19 protein-coding genes are annotated in these 20678 nt (G+C 62.1%); 11 read left to right on the forward strand and 8 right to left on the reverse strand.

The features are described from left to right. Window position 1 precedes the first annotated feature (1 nt). The 7 genes from BMY52_RS11270 (at window position 2) to BMY52_RS11300 (ending at window position 4893) form a co-directional block, all read left to right on the forward strand. Window positions 2-253, forward strand: a complete 252-nt coding sequence (locus tag BMY52_RS11270; protein WP_090254466.1) for a carboxysome peptide B — start codon at window positions 2-4, stop codon at window positions 251-253. Window positions 254-384: 131 nt separating this feature from the next. Continuing rightward, on the forward strand, window positions 385-687 hold the full coding sequence (gene csoS1, locus BMY52_RS11275) for an alpha-carboxysome major shell protein CsoS1 (RefSeq protein ID WP_090254468.1): 303 nt from the start codon (window positions 385-387) through the stop codon (window positions 685-687). A gap of 55 nt (window positions 688-742) precedes the next feature. Beyond that, entirely contained in the window at window positions 743-1219 is a 477-nt protein-coding gene (locus BMY52_RS11280; protein ID WP_090254470.1) for a ferritin-like domain-containing protein, read from the forward strand. Between the two features lie 15 nt (window positions 1220-1234). Next, the gene (locus BMY52_RS11285; RefSeq protein WP_090254576.1) at window positions 1235-1498 is read left to right on the forward strand and encodes a 4a-hydroxytetrahydrobiopterin dehydratase; all 264 of its coding nucleotides are present in this window, start codon (window positions 1235-1237) and stop codon (window positions 1496-1498) included. Window positions 1499-1956: 458 nt separating this feature from the next. Further along, window positions 1957-2934, forward strand: a complete 978-nt coding sequence (locus BMY52_RS11290; protein WP_342707705.1) for a LysR family transcriptional regulator — start codon at window positions 1957-1959, stop codon at window positions 2932-2934. A gap of 188 nt (window positions 2935-3122) precedes the next feature. Next, window positions 3123-4364: a glycosyltransferase family 4 protein gene (locus BMY52_RS11295; RefSeq protein ID WP_090254474.1), complete on the forward strand. Its 1242-nt coding sequence runs from the start codon at window positions 3123-3125 to the stop codon at window positions 4362-4364. A gap of 10 nt (window positions 4365-4374) precedes the next feature. Next, window positions 4375-4893 (forward strand): phosphatase PAP2 family protein, encoded by a 519-nt coding sequence (locus tag BMY52_RS11300; protein ID WP_090254578.1) that lies wholly within the window; start codon window positions 4375-4377, stop codon window positions 4891-4893. Between the two features lie 10 nt (window positions 4894-4903). On the opposite strand, the gene BMY52_RS11305 is transcribed toward BMY52_RS11300, so the two are convergent. Beyond that, on the reverse strand, window positions 4904-6856 hold the full coding sequence (locus BMY52_RS11305; protein ID WP_090254476.1) for a pyruvate kinase: 1953 nt from the start codon (window positions 6854-6856) through the stop codon (window positions 4904-4906). A 219-nt stretch (window positions 6857-7075) separates the two neighbouring features. On the opposite strand from BMY52_RS11305, the gene BMY52_RS15425 reads away from it, so the two are divergent. Then, the gene (locus BMY52_RS15425; RefSeq protein WP_177169939.1) at window positions 7076-7531 is read left to right on the forward strand and encodes a hypothetical protein; all 456 of its coding nucleotides are present in this window, start codon (window positions 7076-7078) and stop codon (window positions 7529-7531) included. 61 nt (window positions 7532-7592) lie between these two features. Here BMY52_RS15425 and BMY52_RS11315 read toward each other — a convergent pair whose 3' ends face one another. Together BMY52_RS11315 and BMY52_RS11320 are read right to left on the reverse strand one after the other, a co-directional pair. Then, window positions 7593-9395 carry an alkaline phosphatase gene (locus BMY52_RS11315; protein WP_090254478.1) on the reverse strand — a complete coding sequence of 601 codons (1803 nt, stop codon included), beginning with the start codon at window positions 9393-9395 and terminating at the stop codon, window positions 7593-7595. 114 nt (window positions 9396-9509) lie between these two features. Continuing rightward, entirely contained in the window at window positions 9510-10292 is a 783-nt protein-coding gene (locus tag BMY52_RS11320) for a sulfotransferase family protein (protein WP_177169940.1), read from the reverse strand. Between the two features lie 230 nt (window positions 10293-10522). On the opposite strand from BMY52_RS11320, the gene BMY52_RS11325 reads away from it, so the two are divergent. From BMY52_RS11325 to BMY52_RS11335, 3 genes are all read left to right on the forward strand, one after another. Next, window positions 10523-11569: a porin gene (locus BMY52_RS11325; protein WP_090254482.1), complete on the forward strand. Its 1047-nt coding sequence runs from the start codon at window positions 10523-10525 to the stop codon at window positions 11567-11569. A 246-nt stretch (window positions 11570-11815) separates the two neighbouring features. Next, window positions 11816-12610, forward strand: a complete 795-nt coding sequence (locus BMY52_RS11330) for a GNAT family N-acetyltransferase (protein WP_090254483.1) — start codon at window positions 11816-11818, stop codon at window positions 12608-12610. Between the two features lie 136 nt (window positions 12611-12746). Beyond that, window positions 12747-13547 (forward strand): UDP-2,3-diacylglucosamine diphosphatase, encoded by an 801-nt coding sequence (locus BMY52_RS11335; protein ID WP_090254485.1) that lies wholly within the window; start codon window positions 12747-12749, stop codon window positions 13545-13547. Window positions 13548-13692: 145 nt separating this feature from the next. Here BMY52_RS11335 and phoU read toward each other — a convergent pair whose 3' ends face one another. The 5 genes from phoU to BMY52_RS11360 all read right to left on the reverse strand — a co-directional run bounded on the left by phoU (window position 13693) and on the right by BMY52_RS11360 (window position 20553). Continuing rightward, the gene (phoU, locus tag BMY52_RS11340; RefSeq protein ID WP_090254487.1) at window positions 13693-14433 is read right to left on the reverse strand and encodes a phosphate signaling complex protein PhoU; all 741 of its coding nucleotides are present in this window, start codon (window positions 14431-14433) and stop codon (window positions 13693-13695) included. 52 nt (window positions 14434-14485) lie between these two features. Beyond that, a complete protein-coding gene (gene pstB, locus BMY52_RS11345) occupies window positions 14486-15349 on the reverse strand; it encodes a phosphate ABC transporter ATP-binding protein PstB (protein WP_425429233.1) in 864 nt (287 codons plus the stop codon). A gap of 38 nt (window positions 15350-15387) precedes the next feature. Beyond that, a complete protein-coding gene (gene pstA, locus BMY52_RS11350) occupies window positions 15388-17061 on the reverse strand; it encodes a phosphate ABC transporter permease PstA (protein WP_090254581.1) in 1674 nt (557 codons plus the stop codon). A 23-nt stretch (window positions 17062-17084) separates the two neighbouring features. Continuing rightward, on the reverse strand, window positions 17085-19385 hold the full coding sequence (locus tag BMY52_RS11355) for an ABC transporter permease subunit (protein WP_090254488.1): 2301 nt from the start codon (window positions 19383-19385) through the stop codon (window positions 17085-17087). A gap of 190 nt (window positions 19386-19575) precedes the next feature. After that, the gene (locus tag BMY52_RS11360) at window positions 19576-20553 is read right to left on the reverse strand and encodes a PstS family phosphate ABC transporter substrate-binding protein (protein ID WP_090254490.1); all 978 of its coding nucleotides are present in this window, start codon (window positions 20551-20553) and stop codon (window positions 19576-19578) included. Window positions 20554-20678 lie beyond the last annotated feature (125 nt).

The following is a 20678-nucleotide window of genomic DNA, read 5'->3' on the forward strand; positions in this document are numbered from 1 at the left end:
CATGGAGATTCAACAGGTGGAAGGATCCGTGGTCTGCACACAACGCATCCCCGGACTCCATCACGTGAATCTGAGGGTGCTGCGGGATGCCAGGGGCAAGCGCGTGGTGGCCACCGACCCGGTGGGCGCGCGCCCGGGTAACTGGGTGTTCGTGGTCAGCGGCTCCGCCGCCCGCTACGCCATGGGCGATGCCCGCATCCTCACCGACCTGACGGTGGGCGGGATCATTGATCACTGGGAACCGGACACATGAAAAAATGGGCCTTGAAACGATTTTTAGCCCCCGCGGGCACCTTCGAGGCCGTCCGCAACCGCGGGGAATACCGGGCCGGTTAACGGCCCAATTGAATCATTAACAACCACTGAGTCACTCGGAGAAGACAGATGGCCACTGAAAACTACGGTATTGCACTGGGGATGATCGAAACCCGCGGACTCGTGCCCGCCATCGAGGCGGCAGACGCCATGACCAAGGCCGCTGAAGTGCGGCTGATTGGCCGGGAATTCGTCGGCGGCGGTTACGTGACCGTGCTGGTGCGCGGCGAGACCGGGGCGGTGAATGCCGCGGTGCGCGCTGGCGCCGATGCCTGCGAACGGGTGGGTGACGGTCTGGTGGCGGCACACATCATTGCCCGTCCGCACCGAGAGGTGGAGCCGATTCTGAGCAAGGCCGAGCCTGGCGCCTGAAACCCCTTTGCCTGAAACCTGAGCCGCCCGACGCGGGCGGCAGGGGTCATCATGCATGAGACACACACGAGTCCATCCTCGTATTCTGGGTTACCTTGGGCGAGCGCTCAGCCTGGAGCTCTCGGCGGTGCAGCAGTACATGACCCAGGCCTCGCTGGTCGAGGCCTGGGGACTGCCGGAGGCCGCGGCGCGCCTGCGGGAGGAAACCGTCGAGGAAATGCGTCACGCGGAGCGGATCACCCAGCGGATGCTGTCCCTGGGGGCAGCCCCCAATGCCTCGCAGTTGCGACCTGCGGGCGTGGGGCGAACCCTGGTGGACCTGCTGCGCCAGGATGCGATCCTGGAGGGCGAGATCATTGCCATCTACCAGGATGCCTTCACCTTCTGCCAACGGGTGGGCGACGGCGACAACGGCGCCTTTTTTCAACGGCTGCACCAGGAGGAAATGGCGCATGCCCATGATATCGAACACTGGCTGGCCTCCCTGGGCGTTCCCCAGCGCGGCCATGACAGTGACCGCATCTACTTCTGACGGGGGAAAATGACCATGAGCCCGGAATGGATCGAGCGGCAAAAGCCACCGCGACTGGAGCGCCGGCTCGCCTTTGAAGATTACGAGGGCACTCGCCACTTTCTGGAACAGGCGGCGGAGTTGTCCGAGCACAGCGGCATTCATCCGGATATCAGTTTCGGACGGACCTATGTCAACATCACCCTGCACGCCGAAGAAGGGGCACAAGCCCTGAGCCAGGCGCAGCGGGATTTTGCTCGCGCCCTGGATACCCTGGCGCCGACTCAGGAGGATGCATGAGCGAATCAAGTCACACCGAGACATCCCCCGACCCTGACTCGGGCGCACACACATCGGCCGCGAAGGAATCCGATCCGGCGTCGGGCAGCCCGGCCTCCCCTCCCGACAAACCCACCTCCGGGACCGCCGCGCCCAGTCAATCGGCCACACCCAAGCGCCGCACCAGCCCCCGGAACCAAAGCTCGCGCTCGGCAACCCGTCGCAAGCAGAAGGCGTCCACACCCGACCTCCCGGCCCTCCCCACTCGCCCACGCGTATGGCCCGACTGACGGGTTCACCCACAGGCCCGATCGGGTTGGGTCACGTCATGGATTCGCGTCATGGTCCGAGGAATGCCGATGCCCCCTCATGAAACATCCAGCAAGACCACGCCCCACCCCGGCGATGAGGCCCGGGAACACCCCAGCGGTCCATCCGGCACCGCCAACCGCTTCATTCGTCATGCCACGCTGCGTCAGATGCAGTTGCTGGAGGCCATCGTGCGTCTGGGCAGTTTCACCCGGGCGGCGGAGGAGATGTTCCTCACCCAGCCCACGGTGTCCATGCAGATCAAGAAACTCTCCGACACCGTGGGCATGCCCCTGTTTCTCACCGCGGGCCGTCAGGTGGTGCCCACCGATGCCGGTCGCGAGGTCCATGCCGCCGTGCGGACCATCCTGCGTACCCTGAGTGACCTGGAGACCAAGCTGGCCGACCTGAAGGGCCTCAAAAGTGGCCGACTGCGGCTGGCGGTGATCACCACTGCCAAATACTTTGCCCCGGAGATCCTGGGGGCCTTCTGCGAAAAATTCCCGGGCATCGAGGTATCCCTCAAGATCACCAATCGCGACCGCATCATCGAGCGCATGGCCGCCCACGAGGATGATCTGTACATCTTTGGCGAGCCCAAGAGCGCCGGCATGGACGTGGAGGCCACCTACCTGGCACCTAATCCACTGGTGATCGTCGCCCGGAATGACCATCCCCTGACGCAGGAAAGACGCATCCCCCTGGAGCGACTGGCCGAAGAGAACTTCCTGCTTCGGGAGACGGGGTCGGGTATCCGCGATTCCCTGGTGCGGCGGTTTCAGGAGAAGGGGCTGCGCCCACGGGTGCGCATGGAGTTGGGGAGCAACGAAGCCATCAAGCACGCCATTGTCGCTGGCCTGGGAATCTCGGCCCTGTCGCTGCACTCCCTGAACCTGGACTGGGGCGGCGGCCGACTGGCCATGCTGGACGTGGAGGGCTTCCCGGTGGATCGGGCCTGGTATCTGGTGCATCCCAAGGGCCGGGAACTGTCCACCCTGGCCCGTACCTTCCTGGCCTTCGCCATCGAACAGGAACCGGAGATCCGTGCCACCTTGAACACGACCTATCAGACCCTGCGTGCCGACAACCAGGCCATCCTGCTCCCGGAGGAAGACGGCCATCCAGATCCACACCCGATCCATCGATGAAGGCATTGGCTGGCTCATGTCGCTGACCCAGATCCACAGCGAGGACTTCTGCAGCCGGGTGTGAAGTAATGGGCCACGGGGCCACCCGCCCCTCATCCCCGGAGATTCACCTAAACGTCACGCCTTCTTCACCCGGCTGAAAACCAACCCGCCTAGCATCGGGGCAACCTGTCCATAGTGGAAGCCCCATGCAGACTGCCCAGAACACCCGGGAACCGGATCCGGTCGCGCCAACCCCGGCCTCGGAACTGAACACCACCCCCAACCTGGCCGCAGTGCCCCAACAACGCCTGCGCATCGCCATGATCACGGAGACCTTTCCTCCCGAGATCAATGGTGTTGCCCACACCCTGCACCAGATGGTGAAAAGCATGCTGGAGCGGGGTCATGAAGTTCACCTGATCCGCCCCCGGCAGGGCAAGGCGGATCAGGGAACGCTGACACCCCGGGAAGGCCTGCATGAGCAACTCACCCATGGCCTGCCGATCCCGGGCTATCCCGGCCTGCATTTTGGCCTGCCAGCCCGTGGCGCCATCCGCAAGGCCTGGAAAGACAACCCCCCGGACGTGGTCTATGTGGCCACCGAAGGGTTGCTGGGCGGTTCCGTACTGTCCGCGGCCCGGTCCATGGGCATCCCGGTGATCAGCGGCTTTCACACCAACTTCCATCGCTATAGTCAGTATTACGGCCTGGGATTCATGGCACCAGTCATCAGCAGGTTCCTGCGTCGCTTTCATCATCGTACCCACTGCACCCTGGTGCCTACGGATAGTCTACGGGATGAACTTCAGGCTCAGGGCTTTGGGACCTGCCGGGTACTGGCCCGGGGTGTGGACACCCGATTGTTCAACCCAGCCCGCCGCCGAACCGATCTGCGCGCCCAATGGGGGCTTGAGGAAAACGAGCCTGCGGTGATCTACGTGGGCCGCCTGGCGGCAGAAAAGAATCTGGACCTGGCCGTGGAGGCCTTCCGTGCCATGCAGGCCCGCCAGCCCAAGGCCCGATTCATCCTGGTGGGGGATGGCCCCGCCGCCGCCGAACTGCGCGAACACCACCCGGACCTGATCCTGGCAGGCGTGCACATCGGCGAGGACCTGGCAGGCTATTACGCCAGTGGTGACATCTTCCTGTTTCCCTCCACTTCAGACACCTTTGGCAATGTGGTCCTGGAGGCCATGGCCTCGGGTCTGGCGGTGGTCTCATATGACTATGCCGCGGGACGTCAGCACCTGCGCCACGGCGAGAGCGGCATGCTGGCTCGTTTCGATGACGCCGAGCATTTCAAGGCATTGGCCGCCGAACTGGTGGCCGAACCCCACACCTGGAAACACCTCGGCATCCAGGCACGGGCCGAGGCCGAAACGGTGGACTGGCGTTGTGAGCACGACCGGCTGGAAGCCCTTTTCCTAGAGTACGCCCAAGCCAAGTGAGGTGTTCCCCATGCGCATGATGCAGCGAATGACCGAAGCTGAACTCCCCCTGTGCCTGGCCTTCAACCGGGCCAACCACCAATGGCTGTCCCACCGGCTCTTTGCCGTGGTCAGCCGATTGGGCAATGGGGTCTTCTGGTATGTATTGATGCTGGCCCTCCCCGTCCTGCATGGCCTGTGGGCCCTGCAGGTGAGCCTGCACATGGCACTGGTGGGCCTGCTGTGCCTGCCTATCTACAAACTCCTGAAACGCACCACCGTTCGCGACCGCCCCTACACCCAGAACCAGGACATCCTGCAGAACGTACCGGCCCTGGACCGCTTCAGTTTTCCCTCCGGCCACACCATGCATGCGGTGGCCTTCACCATCATCCTGGTGGCCTATCTGCCGGCCTGGGCCTGGCTGGTGGTGCCCTTCACGGTGATGATCGCCCTGTCCCGACTGGTGCTGGGCCTGCACTATCCCAGCGATGTACTGGCGGGTGCAGCCATCGGCGCCGGGGTGGCGTTCGCCAGCCTGATCCTTTAATACCTGCCGTTCAGTCCGCACACAACCGAAGGGCTCGCAACTGCGAGCTCTTTTTGTGTTGGTGAGCCTGCATGCGCACCAGGATGTCGTTGAGGGTGCGTACCGCCTCCAGAATATAAGGCCCCTTGTTGAGCATGACGCATTCGGCACGACCGGCCATGGCGGCATCGGTGAGTTCCGGGCGGGAGATGGTCCCGGTCTTCGCCAGGGTTTCCAATACCTGAGTGGCCCAGATCACCGGCACATGAGCGGCCTCGCACAGCCACAGGATCTCCTCCTGGATCTCCGCCAGCCGCTCGCCGCCGATCTCCACGGCCAGATCCCCGCGGGCGATCATCACCCCCAGGCGATGGCGACCCAGGGTGGCCAGGATGATCTCGGAGAGGTTTTCCAGGGCGCGACGCGTTTCGATCTTGGCCACGACCCCAAGGCCGGCGCCCCCCCGGCAGGCCAGTGCGTCCATGAGGGCGACCATATCCTGACGGGATTCCACGAAGGAATAGCCCACCAGGTCCGCATGGGCCGCCACGAAGTCCAGATCCTGGAGATCCTGCGCGCTTAGCGGCGGCAGATTCAACCGGGCACCGGGGAAGTTGAGCCCCTTATCCGCCCGCAGGCGACTGCCCTGAGGGCGACAGTGGGTGATGCGAACGTGCACGCCGCCTTCATCCACCGACTCCACCTGCCCACCGATCTTGCCATCATCAATCCACACCGGCTGCCCCACCTCCAGCAGATCCAGGGCTTCCGGCGTGGAGCAGGCGATGTGAGCGCAGCGTATGACCTGCCCCGCGTCACTCACCTGCGCCGGTCGCCCCGGCAGGGAGGCACGGGTCAGGTGGAGCCGACATCCCTTGTAAAGACGGATATTGACGGATTCCCGAGTCAACCATCCCAAGCGCAGAGATTCCAGTCGGGCTCGCCGACCGTTGGCATCCGGGCGTTCGAGCACCAACTCAGTCTCATCACTGACATAGGCCCCCTGGTCCAGGGTGGCCAGCCAGCCGCCTCCTGGCAGGGGCTCCCTCAGCCTGAGCACCCGGGCCTTGCCTCGCGTATCGCGAAAGCGCAACTCATCCACGGATTGCAGTCCCTCCAGCGTCGCCTTCGGCAGGGAAAAGGCATATTGCCCGCGTGTCTGCACCGGATCCTGGGCCGAACCCTCGGGCAGCAAATGAACGTGCGCTGGCTCGGTGACCCGACCCAACAGGTTTCGAAGGGGTTTGATATGGGTGATGGCCGGCTTGAAGTCCAGCGGGCCGGTGCGCAACTTGTGGCCGGCCAGGTCCATCAACACCGTGCAAGGACGCCCCAGCGCTGCCTCGGCGGCGCGCAGGTGCTTGAGCATGGCCGCCCATGCCTGGGGGCCATCATGGGCACAGTTGATACGCGCACAGTCCATGCCCTCCTCCATGAGTTCCTCCACCAGTTGGGGATTCACCGCCGCCGCGCTGGGCAGAGTGACCATGATGCGCACCTGACGTGCCCCGGAGGGGGCGCCGAAGAGTTGATCGGCATTGTCCTGGAGGGTGGTCTCTCCGGTGTCGTAGTCGATGGCAGGTTCTTCATTCAAGGCCCCGATCTCATGGCCGGTCAGTTGTGCCAGCCGCCGGGTCACCTGGTTGATACTGGCCAGCACATGCGCCTCGGTTCGCCCCAGGGAGGACAGCCCCTGACGGGCCAGGCCCCGCTGTATGGGGCGCAGATCCAGCGACCGTAAGGCCAGGTAATGGGCCAGATTCCGCGCCGAAAGGGGGATATCACCAGGATAGTCCTGGGAGAATCGCTGTAGACGTCGCTGCCCCCCAAGCAGCACCTCGGCACGCAGGCCGAACAGGGCGTCTCTCAGTCCTTCCAGGCTGTCTGTTCGCGGGGCATCGCCCGCGCCTGGCGTAGAGGGGGAAGCCGCTCCATCACCGACAGGTGTCGATGTGAGCGGGATGTGGGATACGGGATCGGGCATGGCGGATGACCGTGAGAATCCGTCCCGGGAGAGCCGGGATCGTAGGGGATGGCTATCTGCAAGAGATAACAAAACTCCATGACGCCTCCATGACAGCGACATGACCACGAAGCGGAATCCGTGGCATGTTCAACAAAACGTCACACAGCTGCCTTAGGATCCCAGGATCAAGCGCCAAACAATCATCCGACCCATTCCATGACCTGGAGAAATCAACATATGACACGCACAAGCTCCTTACTGCTCGCCGGCCTGGTCGCCTCGATCGTTGCAACCGGCTGCCAGACGGGCCCTTCCCATGAAGGGGTTGACGCGGATGGCCAGCAGGCTTCAGCGCAGAACGCCTCGTATGACAAGCCCGGCTTCCACACCGAGGTGGAAGATGGCCGTCTGTGGGTGCTCAGACCCGGCCAGGAAAAAAGCGAAAAGCACGCCACGCTGATTGCCGCAGGCCCCGAAGGCATGAGTGTCAAGGCACTGGACCGGGAAACCGCCCTGGAGTACGTGGCCACCAAGCCGGGCTTTGAGGTGAAGATGGTGGAAGGCCGCCTCTGGATCCTCAAGCCGGGCCAGGAGATGAGTGAAAAGCATGTCACACGCATCGCCGCAGGCCCTCAGCGCACGACGCTCAAGGCCCTGGATAACGAAACCATGGAAGAATACCTGGCTCAATAAGCAAAAAGGGCGGCCTGAATCAGGCCGCCCTTCTCTTCCCTGGACGTTGTCTCGGCTTTATCTACCGAATTCCCCGCTCGCTGAAGGCCCGTTCCAGCCGCTCATGCACACGATCGCGAATGTCCTGACCCAGGTTGGAGGGTCGGCCGGAATCGCAGTGGCGATTCCACATCATCGGACGCTGCATGATCTCGATGGCCTGGGCAGGCACAAAGGTGCGGCCCTCACCACCCGCCGCCAGCGGAGAATGCACCACCAACCCTTCCAGCTGACAGGACTCGTCGCCACGCTGCAGCACGTCGGTGCCGTTCAGCAAACGCCACTCACCCAGCGTCGCACCGGACGCATCCACCACGGCTTCGGGGAAATGCTCCTGAACATCCACGAACAGGCGCTGATTGAGTCCGTCGGGATGGGTCAGGGAAAGATCCAGACGCATGGCCCTGGCCATGATCTGAGCGATCTCGGCATTGTCCACATAACCGGTCGGGGCACCGGGGCCATAGCTCCACAGGGGCACATCCTCAGCAGAATGCCCATGGGTGGTCCAGCCGAAGATGGTGTGGTTGTCATTGACCACCTTGATGATGGCCCGCTGCAGCCCGCGGATGGACTCCTCTTCGCGGATGGTCGTCAGGTCATCATCCGATAACTGGATATCCCAGTACTTCGCCACCGTGTCACGGATATCCTGATCGGACGGATCCTGTGGCAATTGGGCGCTGATGAAGTTAGCGGTGACCTGCATCCCCTGGAGCGGTTCAATCACCTTTTCGATCGATGTGCGGGTGTAGTTACCGCTACTGGCCCAGTTACCCAGCGCCAGGGCACCCGTGTTGTGATCCGGCATGACCACCACCATGGTCTGACCGTCGCGCTTGGCAAAATCCAGGGCCAGGCGAACCGCGTCGTCAAACTCCAGGAAATCCTGGAGATGGTAAGCGACGTCATTGGAGTGACCCGCCCAGTCAACCTGACTCCCCTCCACCATCAGGAAGAAGCCATCCCGATCCTGAGACAGGATATCCAGCGCCTTGGCCGTCATCTCCGACAACGAAGGCTCCGCCAGAGCCTGTTCATACAGACTGTCATCGTAACCGTGGCCGTTCTCCCGCAAATACTGGCGATCCAGTTCCGGCATCATGCTACTGGCGGCAAACAGACCCCAGACGCGGCCGGAATGGATGCCATAAAGGTCATCGGCATGATCGATGACCTGGTAACCACGATCCTGCAACACCTGCTGGAGGTTCTCGTCATCATCCCGCGCGCCACCCATGCTTTTGGGCAACAAATGCCGGCTGCCACCGCCGAAGACCACATCCAGGTCCTGGTAGACCATGTGTCTCATGATCTCGTTTTCCTTGCCGCGGGCATCCACATGCGCGGTATAGGTTGCCGGCGTTGCGTGGGTGACCCGCGCCGTGGCCACGACTCCTGTGGCCTTGTCCGCCAATTGGGCACCTTCCAGCAACGTGGCCAGGGGGCGGTATTCAAACCAGCCCCAGTCCACCCCCTCGGGCAACTCATAGTTGCTCAGGATATCGTAGCTGCGCGGTGCCATGCCGATGTGGGGTTCGGAGGTCTTGTAACCCGTGGCAAACGCGGTACCTGCCGCTGCCGAACCCGTGATCACCGAGTTGGCCATGCTGGTGTTCACCATGCCCGTGGCAATCTCATCCAATGCCAGGGGCTCGCCCCGATAGATCCGCCCAAGCGTCACCACCGACTGGGACTGGCCATCCGGTATCAACACAATCACGTTCTTGGGCATCGCCGCCTGAGCCGGCGCCATGGCCCACATGAGGGCGACGGTGGAAACCGCCACCACGGTTGAAGTTCGAAAACGCATCTGCACACCCATCACGGATCACCTCTTGGACAATCGTCGTTCCGATCATTGGAATCCGGACGGACCAAGGCACCGCCCGGGGATACGGCGCGGTGAACGCCGTCCCGCCCAAGAAACAGGGGACGATCACTCATCCATGCCGCAGGTCGACCCTATGGGTGCTTCATGACGAATGGGTTGAGCGTATTTGACGTTCTCTTGAATGGGGGCGGGATTGTGGAGCGCCTCACACTTTCCGACGAAATGCGGTATATCGTCGCTCAGTGGATACCCCAAGGCCCTCATATGCGGGCCCAGATATCGGTCGAAGACCTCCATCTGCGCTGCCGTCAGTTCCCGCCGATAGCGGTGGCGCGAGTCGTCGCGCACGGTGTTGGAACGGGCAATCTTGTAGTCGCCACCGTGGCGAATGTCGAAGGTCTGAAAGGGATACAGTTTCTCGTGGGGCAGATCCAGATAGGTCAATAGCCCCGCCAGCGTGGCATCGGGCTCCGCCACCAGGTCCTCGTAGTGAACCCGATACCAGGGATCGGGATCGGCCAGATAGCTGTCGTAGATTCGCCGCCAACGCGCCAGCAGACCGACATCGATCCCCTGCTCCATTCGCCCCCGTCTCCAGAGCAGATACGCATAGCCCGACTCCACGGTGGACAGATAGGCATCCCGAGGGTCCCGCGCCAGCCAGATGCATCGGTCATAGCGCTCCCAGAGTCGCAGCCTTCTTTGCAGATACAGGAGATCCACGGGCTTGATGCAGACCGTGCCAGGTGGCTGGAGCCCCAGGGCGATGCGAGCCAGGGCCCAATTGGAACTGATATCGCTGTAGGCCCGGGCCTGTGAGTGGCCGGAGAGGATGTGGGCGAGCAGGGTGCTGCCCGAGCGCATGGAATAGCCAATGATGACTCGCATGAGTCGGCAAACTCCTGAGTCGAGAAATGATGACGCCATCCTAACGGCCTTGAATGACAAAGAGATGGATCCGACAGGCCCAACAGCGTTGTATCCATACAACACCTGTGGTGATTTCATCACAACTTCATGATTCCTTCACAGCGGTTTAACGCTGCACCGCCATATTGCTCCTCGATCCGACAGGCTTGGGACGGCCTTTTCATTCATTGACTTGGGGAGTCATTCACATGCATCACAAGAAATTGATTGCGGCCATGGTGGCCGTAGGTGTCTCCATGCCGGCCCTGGCCGTTGCCGATATGACTCTGTACGGGCGGGCGCATCTTTCCACTGACCTGCTGGACGATGGCGCTGATTACAGCGAGCTGAACATTTCCAGTAACTCCAGCCGCCTGGGGTTCAAGGGTCAGCATGAGGTGAACCCTAACCTGACTGCCATCTTCCAGATCGAGCAGGAGATTTTTTTCGACACCAAGGATAACAGCGAAGACTTTGCCACCCGTGACACATTCGCCGGCCTGAAGGGCGATTGGGGTATGGTCCGGATCGGTCGCTTCGACACGCCCTTCAAGAAGGCACGCGGCCCGGCCAACTTCTTTGGTGATCAGGTCGGTGACATGCGCAACCTGACCAAGGCGAACGGGAATTTCGATGATCGCTTCCGGAACACCCTGCACTATCAAAGTCCGGCGCTCGGCGGCATGGTGTGGGATATTTCCTATTCCCCCGAGAACACCAGTGAAGAAACCAAGGAAGAAAGTGAAAATAGTGCATTCAGTACTTCCCTGGGTTTCGAGGAAGGCCCCATGAACGTGATCGTTGCCTATGAACGGCAAAACTACCAGGACAGCCCGAACCCAGATGGCTGGAGACTCGCCGGAGCTTACGAGGTCACACCAGCGTTCACCCTCGCAGGCTTCTTCCAAAGCACCGAGGGCAGGGTTCAAGAGGTAAAGAACGGGCCTTGGCTGGATGGCCCCGAAGGCGAGGTGTTTGGCGTGGGTGGACAATATCAGCTCTCCCCCAGCATGTACCTGAAGGCGCATTACTTCACGCTGGACTCCGACTGCGACGATAGCGATGCCGATATGTACACGCTTGGCCTGGAATACCGCATGGACAAGGCGTTGCGTTTCTACGGTAACTTGGCAGCCGTGAGTAACGACGACGCTGCCGCCCTCACGCCCTGGGGTCAGGCTCGCTCCGCAACCCCCCCGGGTGAGGCTGGCGAAACCGCCACCGCCTTCTCCCTGGGCATGCGTTACGACTTCTGATCACCCCCTGTGATCGGGGCAGGGATGCCCCACTCCTCTGCAAGTGCAAGTATGGCGATCCTGGCCCGGTCTCACCCCCGGGCCTTTTTTATGGGCTTGCAACAGAACGATCACAGCAGCTTCACCATCCTGAAAGATGCCTCATTCAGGATGGAAACCTGTCCTGGGGATCAACCCGGGATACCAGGCTCACTGGGCGGGGCACGGCTCCGCTCTCACGCATGATCTCTTGGGAAAACAGACGATATGCAGACGGCGATCCTCAACGACAGTCAGTGGAACGTACCCCGGCATCAGCTTCGGGCCGAGCTGGCTCGGGATGAGGCCGACATCATGGCCTCACAGCGGCTGCGCTATCAGGTGTTTGCTGAGGAGATGGGGGCCGAACTGAGTCAAACCTCGGTGACCTGCGGCCTGGATCAGGATCGCTACGACCGCTACTGCCACCATCTGCTGGTCCGGGATACCCAAACGGGGGCGGCTGTGGCCAGTACCCGAATCCTGCTGGATCAGCATGCTCGTCTGGCTGGTGGCTTCTATTCCGAGAACGAGTTTCAACTGGGCGATGTGGCTTACCTGAAGGGCCGGGTCATGGAAGTCGGCCGCACCTGCGTCCACCCCGATTATCGCAACGGCGCCGCCATCGGCGTGCTCTGGTCAGGGCTGGCCCAGTTCATGTCGAGACATCGCGTGGATCATCTCATTGGCTGCGCCAGCATACCCATGCACGACGGGGGTCGCCAGGCCCGTGCCATCATGGATCGGTTGCGGGAAAAGCATCTGGTTCCCGAAGCACTGCGAGTTGCGCCTCGACTGCCGCTTCCGCCCGGTACGGCCACCTGGCCCGGTCAAACCGTCATGCCCCCCCTGCTCAAGGCCTACCTGCGCCTGGGCGCCCGCATCGGCGGTGAACCCTGCTGGGATCCGGACTTCCGGGTGGCGGATGTCTTCATCCTGCTGAACCGGGAAGACCTGCCCGCCCGCTATCAACGCCATTTCCTGCGCGCCGTCCCCACTGCAACCGTCCGACCGGTGGTTTAGCAGGCCCCTGGGAGTGGCTGCGCATCACCCGTCAGCGCATCTCGCCTGGATCGTCACGCGGATGCCATCTGCCGTTGATCCGGTGGTCATGTGACACGAGGATAATCAGGGCAGGTTTCAAACGGGACATCCTGTCATGGGTAGCATTCACTGCCGCAGCATCTTCCTCTCCGACGTGCACCTGGGTACACGTCAATCCCGCGCCGATTATCTGCTGGATTTTCTCGAGTCCACCGAGTGTGAATCCCTCTACCTGGTCGGGGACATCTTTGACCTGTGGAGCATGAAACGCAGCGTCTACTGGAGCGCCGATCACAGTGCCGTGATCCAGAGCATCCTGGACAAGGCTCAGGCAGGCACGCAGGTGATCTATATCCCCGGCAACCATGATGAGGCCCTGCGGGCCTTTGTGGGCACCGTTTTCCAGGGCGTGAGCGTGCAGCGTCAGGCGGAACATATCACCGCCGATGGTCGTCGCTTCCTGGTCAGCCATGGGGACGAGTTCGACACCCTGGTGAAGCACAACCGATTGGCCAAGGCGTTGGGTGACGGGGCCTACCAGGTGCTGCTGCGCATCAATCAGGCCTATAACGCCTGGCGCATGCGCATGGGCCATCCCTACTGGTCATTGTCCGGACACGTCAAAACCCGCGTGGGCAAGGCTCGGGAGTATATCCGGCGATTCGAGGAGGCAGCAGCCGGACGGGCGTCGGAGCGGGCCTATGACGGCTATATCTGCGGCCACATCCACAAGGCGGGGATCGAGCGCATTGATGGGGTGCTGTACTGCAACGATGGCGACTGGGTGGAGCATTGCACGGCACTGACAGAGGATTTTCAGGGCAATATCCGGCTACTGCACTGGTCAAACCATAGCCGGGAGGAGGCGCTGCACCCGGCGCCCGCTCTCACACTCACCCCAACCCCTCTCTCCTGAACTCCTTTCTCCCCTTGGGGGAGAAGGGGCGGGGATGAGGGGAACCGCGGGCACCCTGCCCATGACCGCCCTCACCCCAATCCCTCTCCCGCCTGCGGGAGAGGGGCAATAACGCCCCTCTCCCCACAGGAGAGAGAAGTCTCAGCTACTCCGCGTTCTTGTCCTTCACATCCTCTCCCCGCGCGATGCGCTCCATCTCATCCAGACTGATGTGCCTGACATCCTTGCCCTTGACCAGGTAGATCACATACTCGCACATGTTGCGGGCATGGTCGCCGACGCGCTCCAGGGCGCGGATGGCCCAGACCACATCCAGGGCGCGGGAAATGGTGCGGGGGTCTTCCATCATGAAGGTGATGTGCTGACGCATCACCGCCTCGTAATCCCGGTCCACATTGATGTCTTCCCGTGCGGTGGCCACGGCGGTGTCCACATCCAGGCGGGCAAAGGCATCCACGGCGTTGTGCACCAACTGCGTCACCTTGTCTCCCAGGGCCTTCACATCATTGTACTGGTTACGTGGTCGATCCTTTTCCGCCAGGTGCAATGCCATGCGAGCCACCTTTTCGGCCTGGTCGCCGATGCGCTCCAGGTCAGTGATGGTCTTGATGATGGCCAGGATGAACCTCAGGTCACTGGCCGCCGGCTGGTGCCGCGCCAGGATCTCCGAGCAATGCTCGTCGATCACCACCTCCAGGCTGTTCACCCGCACATCTTCCTGGATCACCTCGTCAGCCAGGGCCGTGTCCGCCGTGGCCAGGGCCTTCACGGCGTTGGCCACCTGCTGCTCTACCAAGGCCCCCATGTTGAGCACCCGAAGACGCAGGGTCTCCAACTCTTCGTTGTACTTTTCCAGGTAGTGACCACCCAGACTGCTCTGATCCATCGCCTTATGCCTCAATAGAATGCTGTGTCATGTGTTGACCCTACCGGGGTCATCAGCCGTAGCGACCGGTGATGTAATCTTCCGTCGCCTTCTTGCTCGGATTGGTGAACAGGGTCATGGTATCGCCGTATTCCACCATTTCCCCCAGGTACATATAGGCCGTGTAATCGGAGACGCGGGCGGCCTGCTGCATGTTGTGGGTGACGATCAAGATGGTGTAATCCTCCTTGAGCTCGTAGATCAACTCCTCGATCTTGGCCGTGGAGATCGGGTCCAGGGCCGAGGCCGGCTCGTCCAACAGGATCACATCCGGCTCGATGGCGATGGCCCGGGCGATCACCAGACGCTGCTGCTGACCACCGGAGAGGCCGAAGGCATTCTGGTTGAGACGATCCTTGACCTCGTCCCAGAGGGCCGCCCCACGCAGGGAACGTTCCACCACCTCGTCGAGTACCTTGCGGTTGCGCACGCCCTGCAGGCGAAGACCATACGCCACGTTCTCATAGATCGTCTTGGGGAAGGGGTTAGGCTTCTGGAACACCATGCCCACCCGGCGGCGCAACTCGGCCACATCCACCTTGCGATCATAGATGTCCTTGCCCTCCAGGCGAATGGCCCCCTCGATGCTGCAGGAGTCCACCAGATCATTCATGCGGTTGAAGCAGCGCAGCAGGGTGGACTTGCCGCAGCCGGAAGGGCCAATGAAGGCGGTCACCCGGTTGGCGGCCAGTCTCAGGGAGATGTTCTTGAGGGCCTGCTCTTCCCCGTAAAAGAGGTTGAGATTTTCCACCTCCAGAGCAATACGCTCATCCGAGAGTCTGAGGCGCTTGGCGTTCGGGTTCTCGAACAGGCTCGAGGCAATGCCATGGCTCGAGGCCGGGGCATTGTTGTCAGTCTGGGTCATTGTGGCATCCATTGGAGTCACTCTTTATGTATCGGACCTGGGGCGGTGGATCAATCGGATTCGCTGCGGTACTTCTCCCGCAGCCGGTTGCGAATACTGATGGCCGTGAGGTTCAGCATCACGATGAGTATCACGAGAGTCATGGCCGTGGCATAGACCAGTGGCTGAGCCGCCTCCACGTTGGGGCTCTGGAAGCCCACGTCATAAATGTGGAAGCCCAGGTGCATGATCTTGCGTTCCAGGTGGATGAAGGGGAAGTGGCCGTCGATGGGCAGGGTCGGGGCCAGCTTGACCACCCCCACGAGCATCAGTGGCGCCACCTCGCCCGCCGCCCGGGCAATGGCCAGGATCAACCCCGTCATCATGGCCGGCGTGGCCAGGGGCACCACCACCTTCCACAGGGTCTCCGCCTTGGTGGCACCCAGCGCCAGGCTACCGTGACGGATGGTGCTGGGGATACGGGCCAGCCCCTCCTCCGTGGCCACAATCACCACCGGCAATGTCAGCAATGCCAGGGTAAGCGCGGCCCAGAGCAGCCCCGGGGTTCCGAAGGTGGGTGATGGCAGTGCCGCCGGGAAGAACTGCTGGTCCACGGCGCCCCCCACGAAGTAGACGAAAAAGCCCAGACCAAAGACCCCAAACACGATGGAAGGCACGCCCGCCAGGTTATAGACGGAGATACGGATCACTCGTAGCAAGGGCCCCTGTCGAGCGTATTCCCGCAGGTAGATGGCCGCCAGTACCCCGAATGGAGAGACGATGATGGACATGACGAACACCATGGTCACCGTGCCGAAAATGGCCGGCAGGATACCGCCCTCGGTGTTGGCCTCGCGGGGATAACCACTGAGAAAGTCCCAGAATTGCGCCACGTACAGCCCCACCTTGGAGACCACCGACATGTCGTTGGGCTGGACGGCCCGGATGATCTGGCCGACCGGAATCTCCACCTCCCGGCCATCCATCACCCGACCCACCAGCGTGTCGCGACGCACGTCCTGATAAAGCTGATCCAGGCGCTGCTGCAGCACCGCGTACTCATCGGCCAGTTCGGCTCGCCGGGCCTCGAGTTCCACCGTGGCCTCTTCCATGGAGGCACGATCAATGCGCCCGGCACGGCGATCCATGTCAAGACGACGCTCTTCCAGCCGCACACGCTCCATCCGGTGATTGACGGCGCCGATATCTCCGCGCTCAATCCCGCGGATCTCGTCGAAGAGCTCATTGGCTCGATCAACCCGCTGTTGCAGTTCCGGCCAGAGTTTCTCACCCTCGGCCACCGTACGTCCCTCCTCCTTCAGACGCACCGGATAGCCATAGAAATCACCCCATTCACGTCGCTCAAGGCGCATCGCTTCCTTCGGGTAACGCCATTCGTCCATGCCCGTTTCCGGATACCAGACGAAGTCGCGGCCCCAGACGTCCCGATTACCCTGCTTGATCAGGTGGCGCGTGACCAGGTCGATGTCACTGGGGATGTCCACCCCAGCCTCGCGCATCACCTGCGCAGGAAGCGTCTGTGACCGGGACAGTTCACCCAGCAGCTGGACCTGTCGGCCATCCGGCTGTGTCAATGTGGTCTCAACGATGGGCGCTGGCCAGAAGTGCGAGAAACCTCGCACCAGGATCAGCGACAGCAGGCCCACCACCATGATCATGCTGATGGCAATGGCACCCGCGTTAAGCCAGATCCAGGGGGAGCCGCTTTTAAACCATTTCTTGATTGTCATTGGTCAGGATTCCGGGCCTACAGGTTGCTGTAACGCTGGCGCAGACGCTGGCGCACGATCTCGGCGGCGGTGTTGAGTACGAAGGTGAGCACCAGCAGCACCAGTGCCGAGAGGAACAGGATCCGGTAGTGGGTACCGCCCACCGCCGTCTCGGTGAGTTCCACGGCGATATTGGCCGACAGGGTGCGCATGCCTTCAAAGATATTGAAGTTGATGACCGGCGTGTTGCCCGTGGCCATGAGCACGATCATGGTCTCGCCCACCGCACGGCCAAAGCCCATCATCACGGCGGCAAAGATGCCCGGACTGGCCGTGGGCAGGACCACCCCCACCACCGTTTGCCAGGCCGTGGCCCCCAAGGCCAGAGAGCCTTGTGTGAGATGCCTGGGGACCGTATAGACGGCATCCTCGGCAATGGAGAAGATGGTGGGGATCACGGCAAAGCCCATGGCGATACCCACCACCAGGGCATTGCGCTGGTCAAAGCTGATACCCACGTCCGTCAGCCACTGCCGGGTGCTGCCACCGAAGAACCAGATCTCGATCAGCGGACTCACCTGGATGCACAGCCAGACCATGATGATGATGGCGGGCACCAGAATGAGCATCTCCAGGCCCGCCGGGAACCGCAGACGAATCGCCCCAGGCAGGCGGGACCAGGCAAACCCCACCACGAGCATCAACAACGGCAAGAGGATAAAGATGCTGAACACTGCGGGCAGATGGGCCTCGATGAAAGGCGCAAGCCACAGGCCGGCAAGAAAACCCAGGATGACCGTGGGCATCGCCTCCATCACCTCCACCGTGGGTTTCACAAAACCCCGCAGATGGCGCTGCATGAAGTAGGCGGTGTAGATGGCGCCCATGATGGCCAGGGGCGTGGCGAACAACATGGCGTAAAAGGCCGCCTTGATGGTCCCCAGAGTCACGGGAATCAAACTGAACTTGGGTTCGAATTCGTCCGTGGCCCCGGAAGATTGCCAAGTGTAGGTGGGCTCTTCACGACCCTCGTACCACACCTTCCCCCAAAGCGCGCCCAGGGAAAACTCCGGGTGGGGATTCTTGAGCGTCATGGGGGTGACGCGCCCGTCCGGACCCAGCATCAGCATGGCTTGATTCACCGGCGACAGGCCGATGGCCTGGATGGGCCCATCCAGGATGTCTTCCTGCAGGAGGGTGCGATGGGATGTGGCGTAGTGAATGCTGAGTCCACCCGCGGCATCGCCCACCACAAACCCCTTGCGGGCCAGTTCCGGGGCGATGGTGGCAATGGCCGCCGGCTGCGGCTCGAAGCTGCGCACCTCTTGCAAGTGCCGCTCGTTGTTATCGTCCCGGACCAGGAACCATTGGGTCAGGGAGCCGTCCGAGCCGCCAATGATGACGGACTGGGTGCCCACCAGGAATTCCATGGTGGTCACCTGATGGCCCTCGTCCACCACGCGCACGCTCTCCACCAGCCGTGGGTTGCGCGGCTGGGATACGTCGTAATAATGGAGACGGGATTGGTTGTCGGCAACAAACACCGCCCGATGATCGGAGTCCACCAGCACGCGCCGGGCCACACCGGGGGGCGATGGCAGCTCATACTCGCTGCGGCTGATCTCGCTGTCGCCGGTGAACAAGTTGGTGGAGGTACGATACAGGCTGAACACCAGCCGGTTGTTTGCGGTCAGGGCAGCCATGGCGAATCCGCGCGTACCCTCTTGAATGGCCACCTGGATGAGCGGTTCCCCTGATGAGTCCATCACCACCGGTTCTTTGCCCAGGGGGAAGGTGAGCTTGGGCTCAATGTAGCGTGTGTCATCCGGGTAGGTCAGATCATAGTCGTGCCGTGCCACCACGGCCGTACCGTCCGACAGCCCGTAGGCCACCAGGCGCTGACGCGATTCAGCCGCAGAGAAGCCGGTGATGCGGGCCGTCGGCGGAATGGGCAACTCCACGGACTTGCGTACCGTGCCATCCTGCGTCTCGAAAAACGTGGCCACACCATCATCCGAGAAGCGCACGCCAAGCTCCTCGTAACGTTCCATGGCCAGGTGCAGTGTTTGCGCCCCGGGCTCGCCGGGGATCTGGTAGCTCTCATGGGGCGTGACATCCGCCGACATGAGCAAGGGGGCCACCTCATAGAAGAGGTAGACAAAGATCAGGCCAAGGGCAAAAACAACACCGAGGCCCCCGGCGCCCACGCCATAACGGGAGACGCCGTCCTTGAAATAGCGCCACTTTCTCAGCCGGGCACGCTGGGTGCCACTGGGCAGGAGGGCCTCGCCCCGAGGGCTCCCACCGTCCTTGCCAATGGCCGCATTGGTTGTGCTCATGGTGATCGTCGTCTTATCAAGGGAGAAAGGCTGGCGACCCCGGCAGGGGCCCACCGTGTTGGCGCCAACGGTAACTCAGGAAAATGACATTTCCATGACGGCGCAATGAAGTCGACACAATGGAAAAACCAAGGCCCCGTCGGGGGCCCTGGTCAGATCGGCATGAAATGAGGATCCGGGGTCTACCCGATCATTCGATTTCCAGGTCGGCTCGTACGCGTTCCACCACACCGGAGGTCAGCGGCACAAAGCCATCACGCGCCGTCACTTCCTGGCCCTGCTTGGAGAGCACCATCTTCAGGAACTCGCGCTCCAGCGGGGGCAGACCGCGGTTGGGGTTGGCGTTGGTGTACACCAACAGGGAACGGGCCAGCGGGTAATTGCCGTTCAGGGCGTTTTCAGCATTCGGCTCGTACAAAGTGCCATCCTCACGCCCCAGGGCAATGGCCTTGACGCCAGCCGTCTGATACCCGATACCGGAATAACCGATGCCATTGATGGACTCGGTCACACCTTGCACCACGGAGGCAGAACCAGGCTGCTCGTTCACATCGTTGCTGAAATCGCCACCGCACATGGCGTGCTGACGGAAGTATCCGTAGGTGCCGGACACGGAGTTACGGCCATACAGGGCGATGTCACGGTTTTCCCAGCCACCGGTCAGGCCCACCTGGCCCCAGCGGGTGATGTTCTCGTCATGCCCGCAACGGCGGGTCTCGGAGAAGATGGCATCCACCTGGGGAATGGTCAGACCATCGATCGGGTTGTCCTTGTTCACAAACACCGCCAGCAGGTCGATGGCCACGGGCACTTCCGTGGGCGGATAGCCGTGGCGTTCCTCGAAGGTCTGCTTTTCGGAGGAGCGCATGGGGCGGCTCATGGGACCGAAGTTGGCGGTGCCCTCGGCAAGGGCCGGCGGGGCGGTGCCGGAACCGGCGCCCTGGATCTGGATGTTCACGTTGGGGTAGAAGCGGCTGAATTCCTCGGCCCACAGGGTCATGAGGTTGTTCAGGGTGTCTGAACCGATGGAGGACAGATTGCCCGAAACGCCCGAGACACGCTCATAGTCAGGCAGGTCCGGATCAACCCGATCCGCCTGCGCGGGGCCAGCGATGAGCAGCGCGGCCGATACGCTAGCGGCAACGAAAGTTTTCTTGAGGTGCTTCATGAAATGCCTCTCTTGCGGGATGGATGGCAAGCCGACCCCCACCCGAGGCGAACCCGGGCGGAATCCGGTTTTGACGACCGAGAGTATGGAAAGCAGGGGTGTCAGCTTTGTGAAGCATAGATGAC

The sequence above is a fragment of the Ectothiorhodospira marina genome (genome assembly GCF_900109495.1).
Lineage (GTDB): Bacteria > Pseudomonadota > Gammaproteobacteria > Ectothiorhodospirales > Ectothiorhodospiraceae > Ectothiorhodospira > Ectothiorhodospira marina.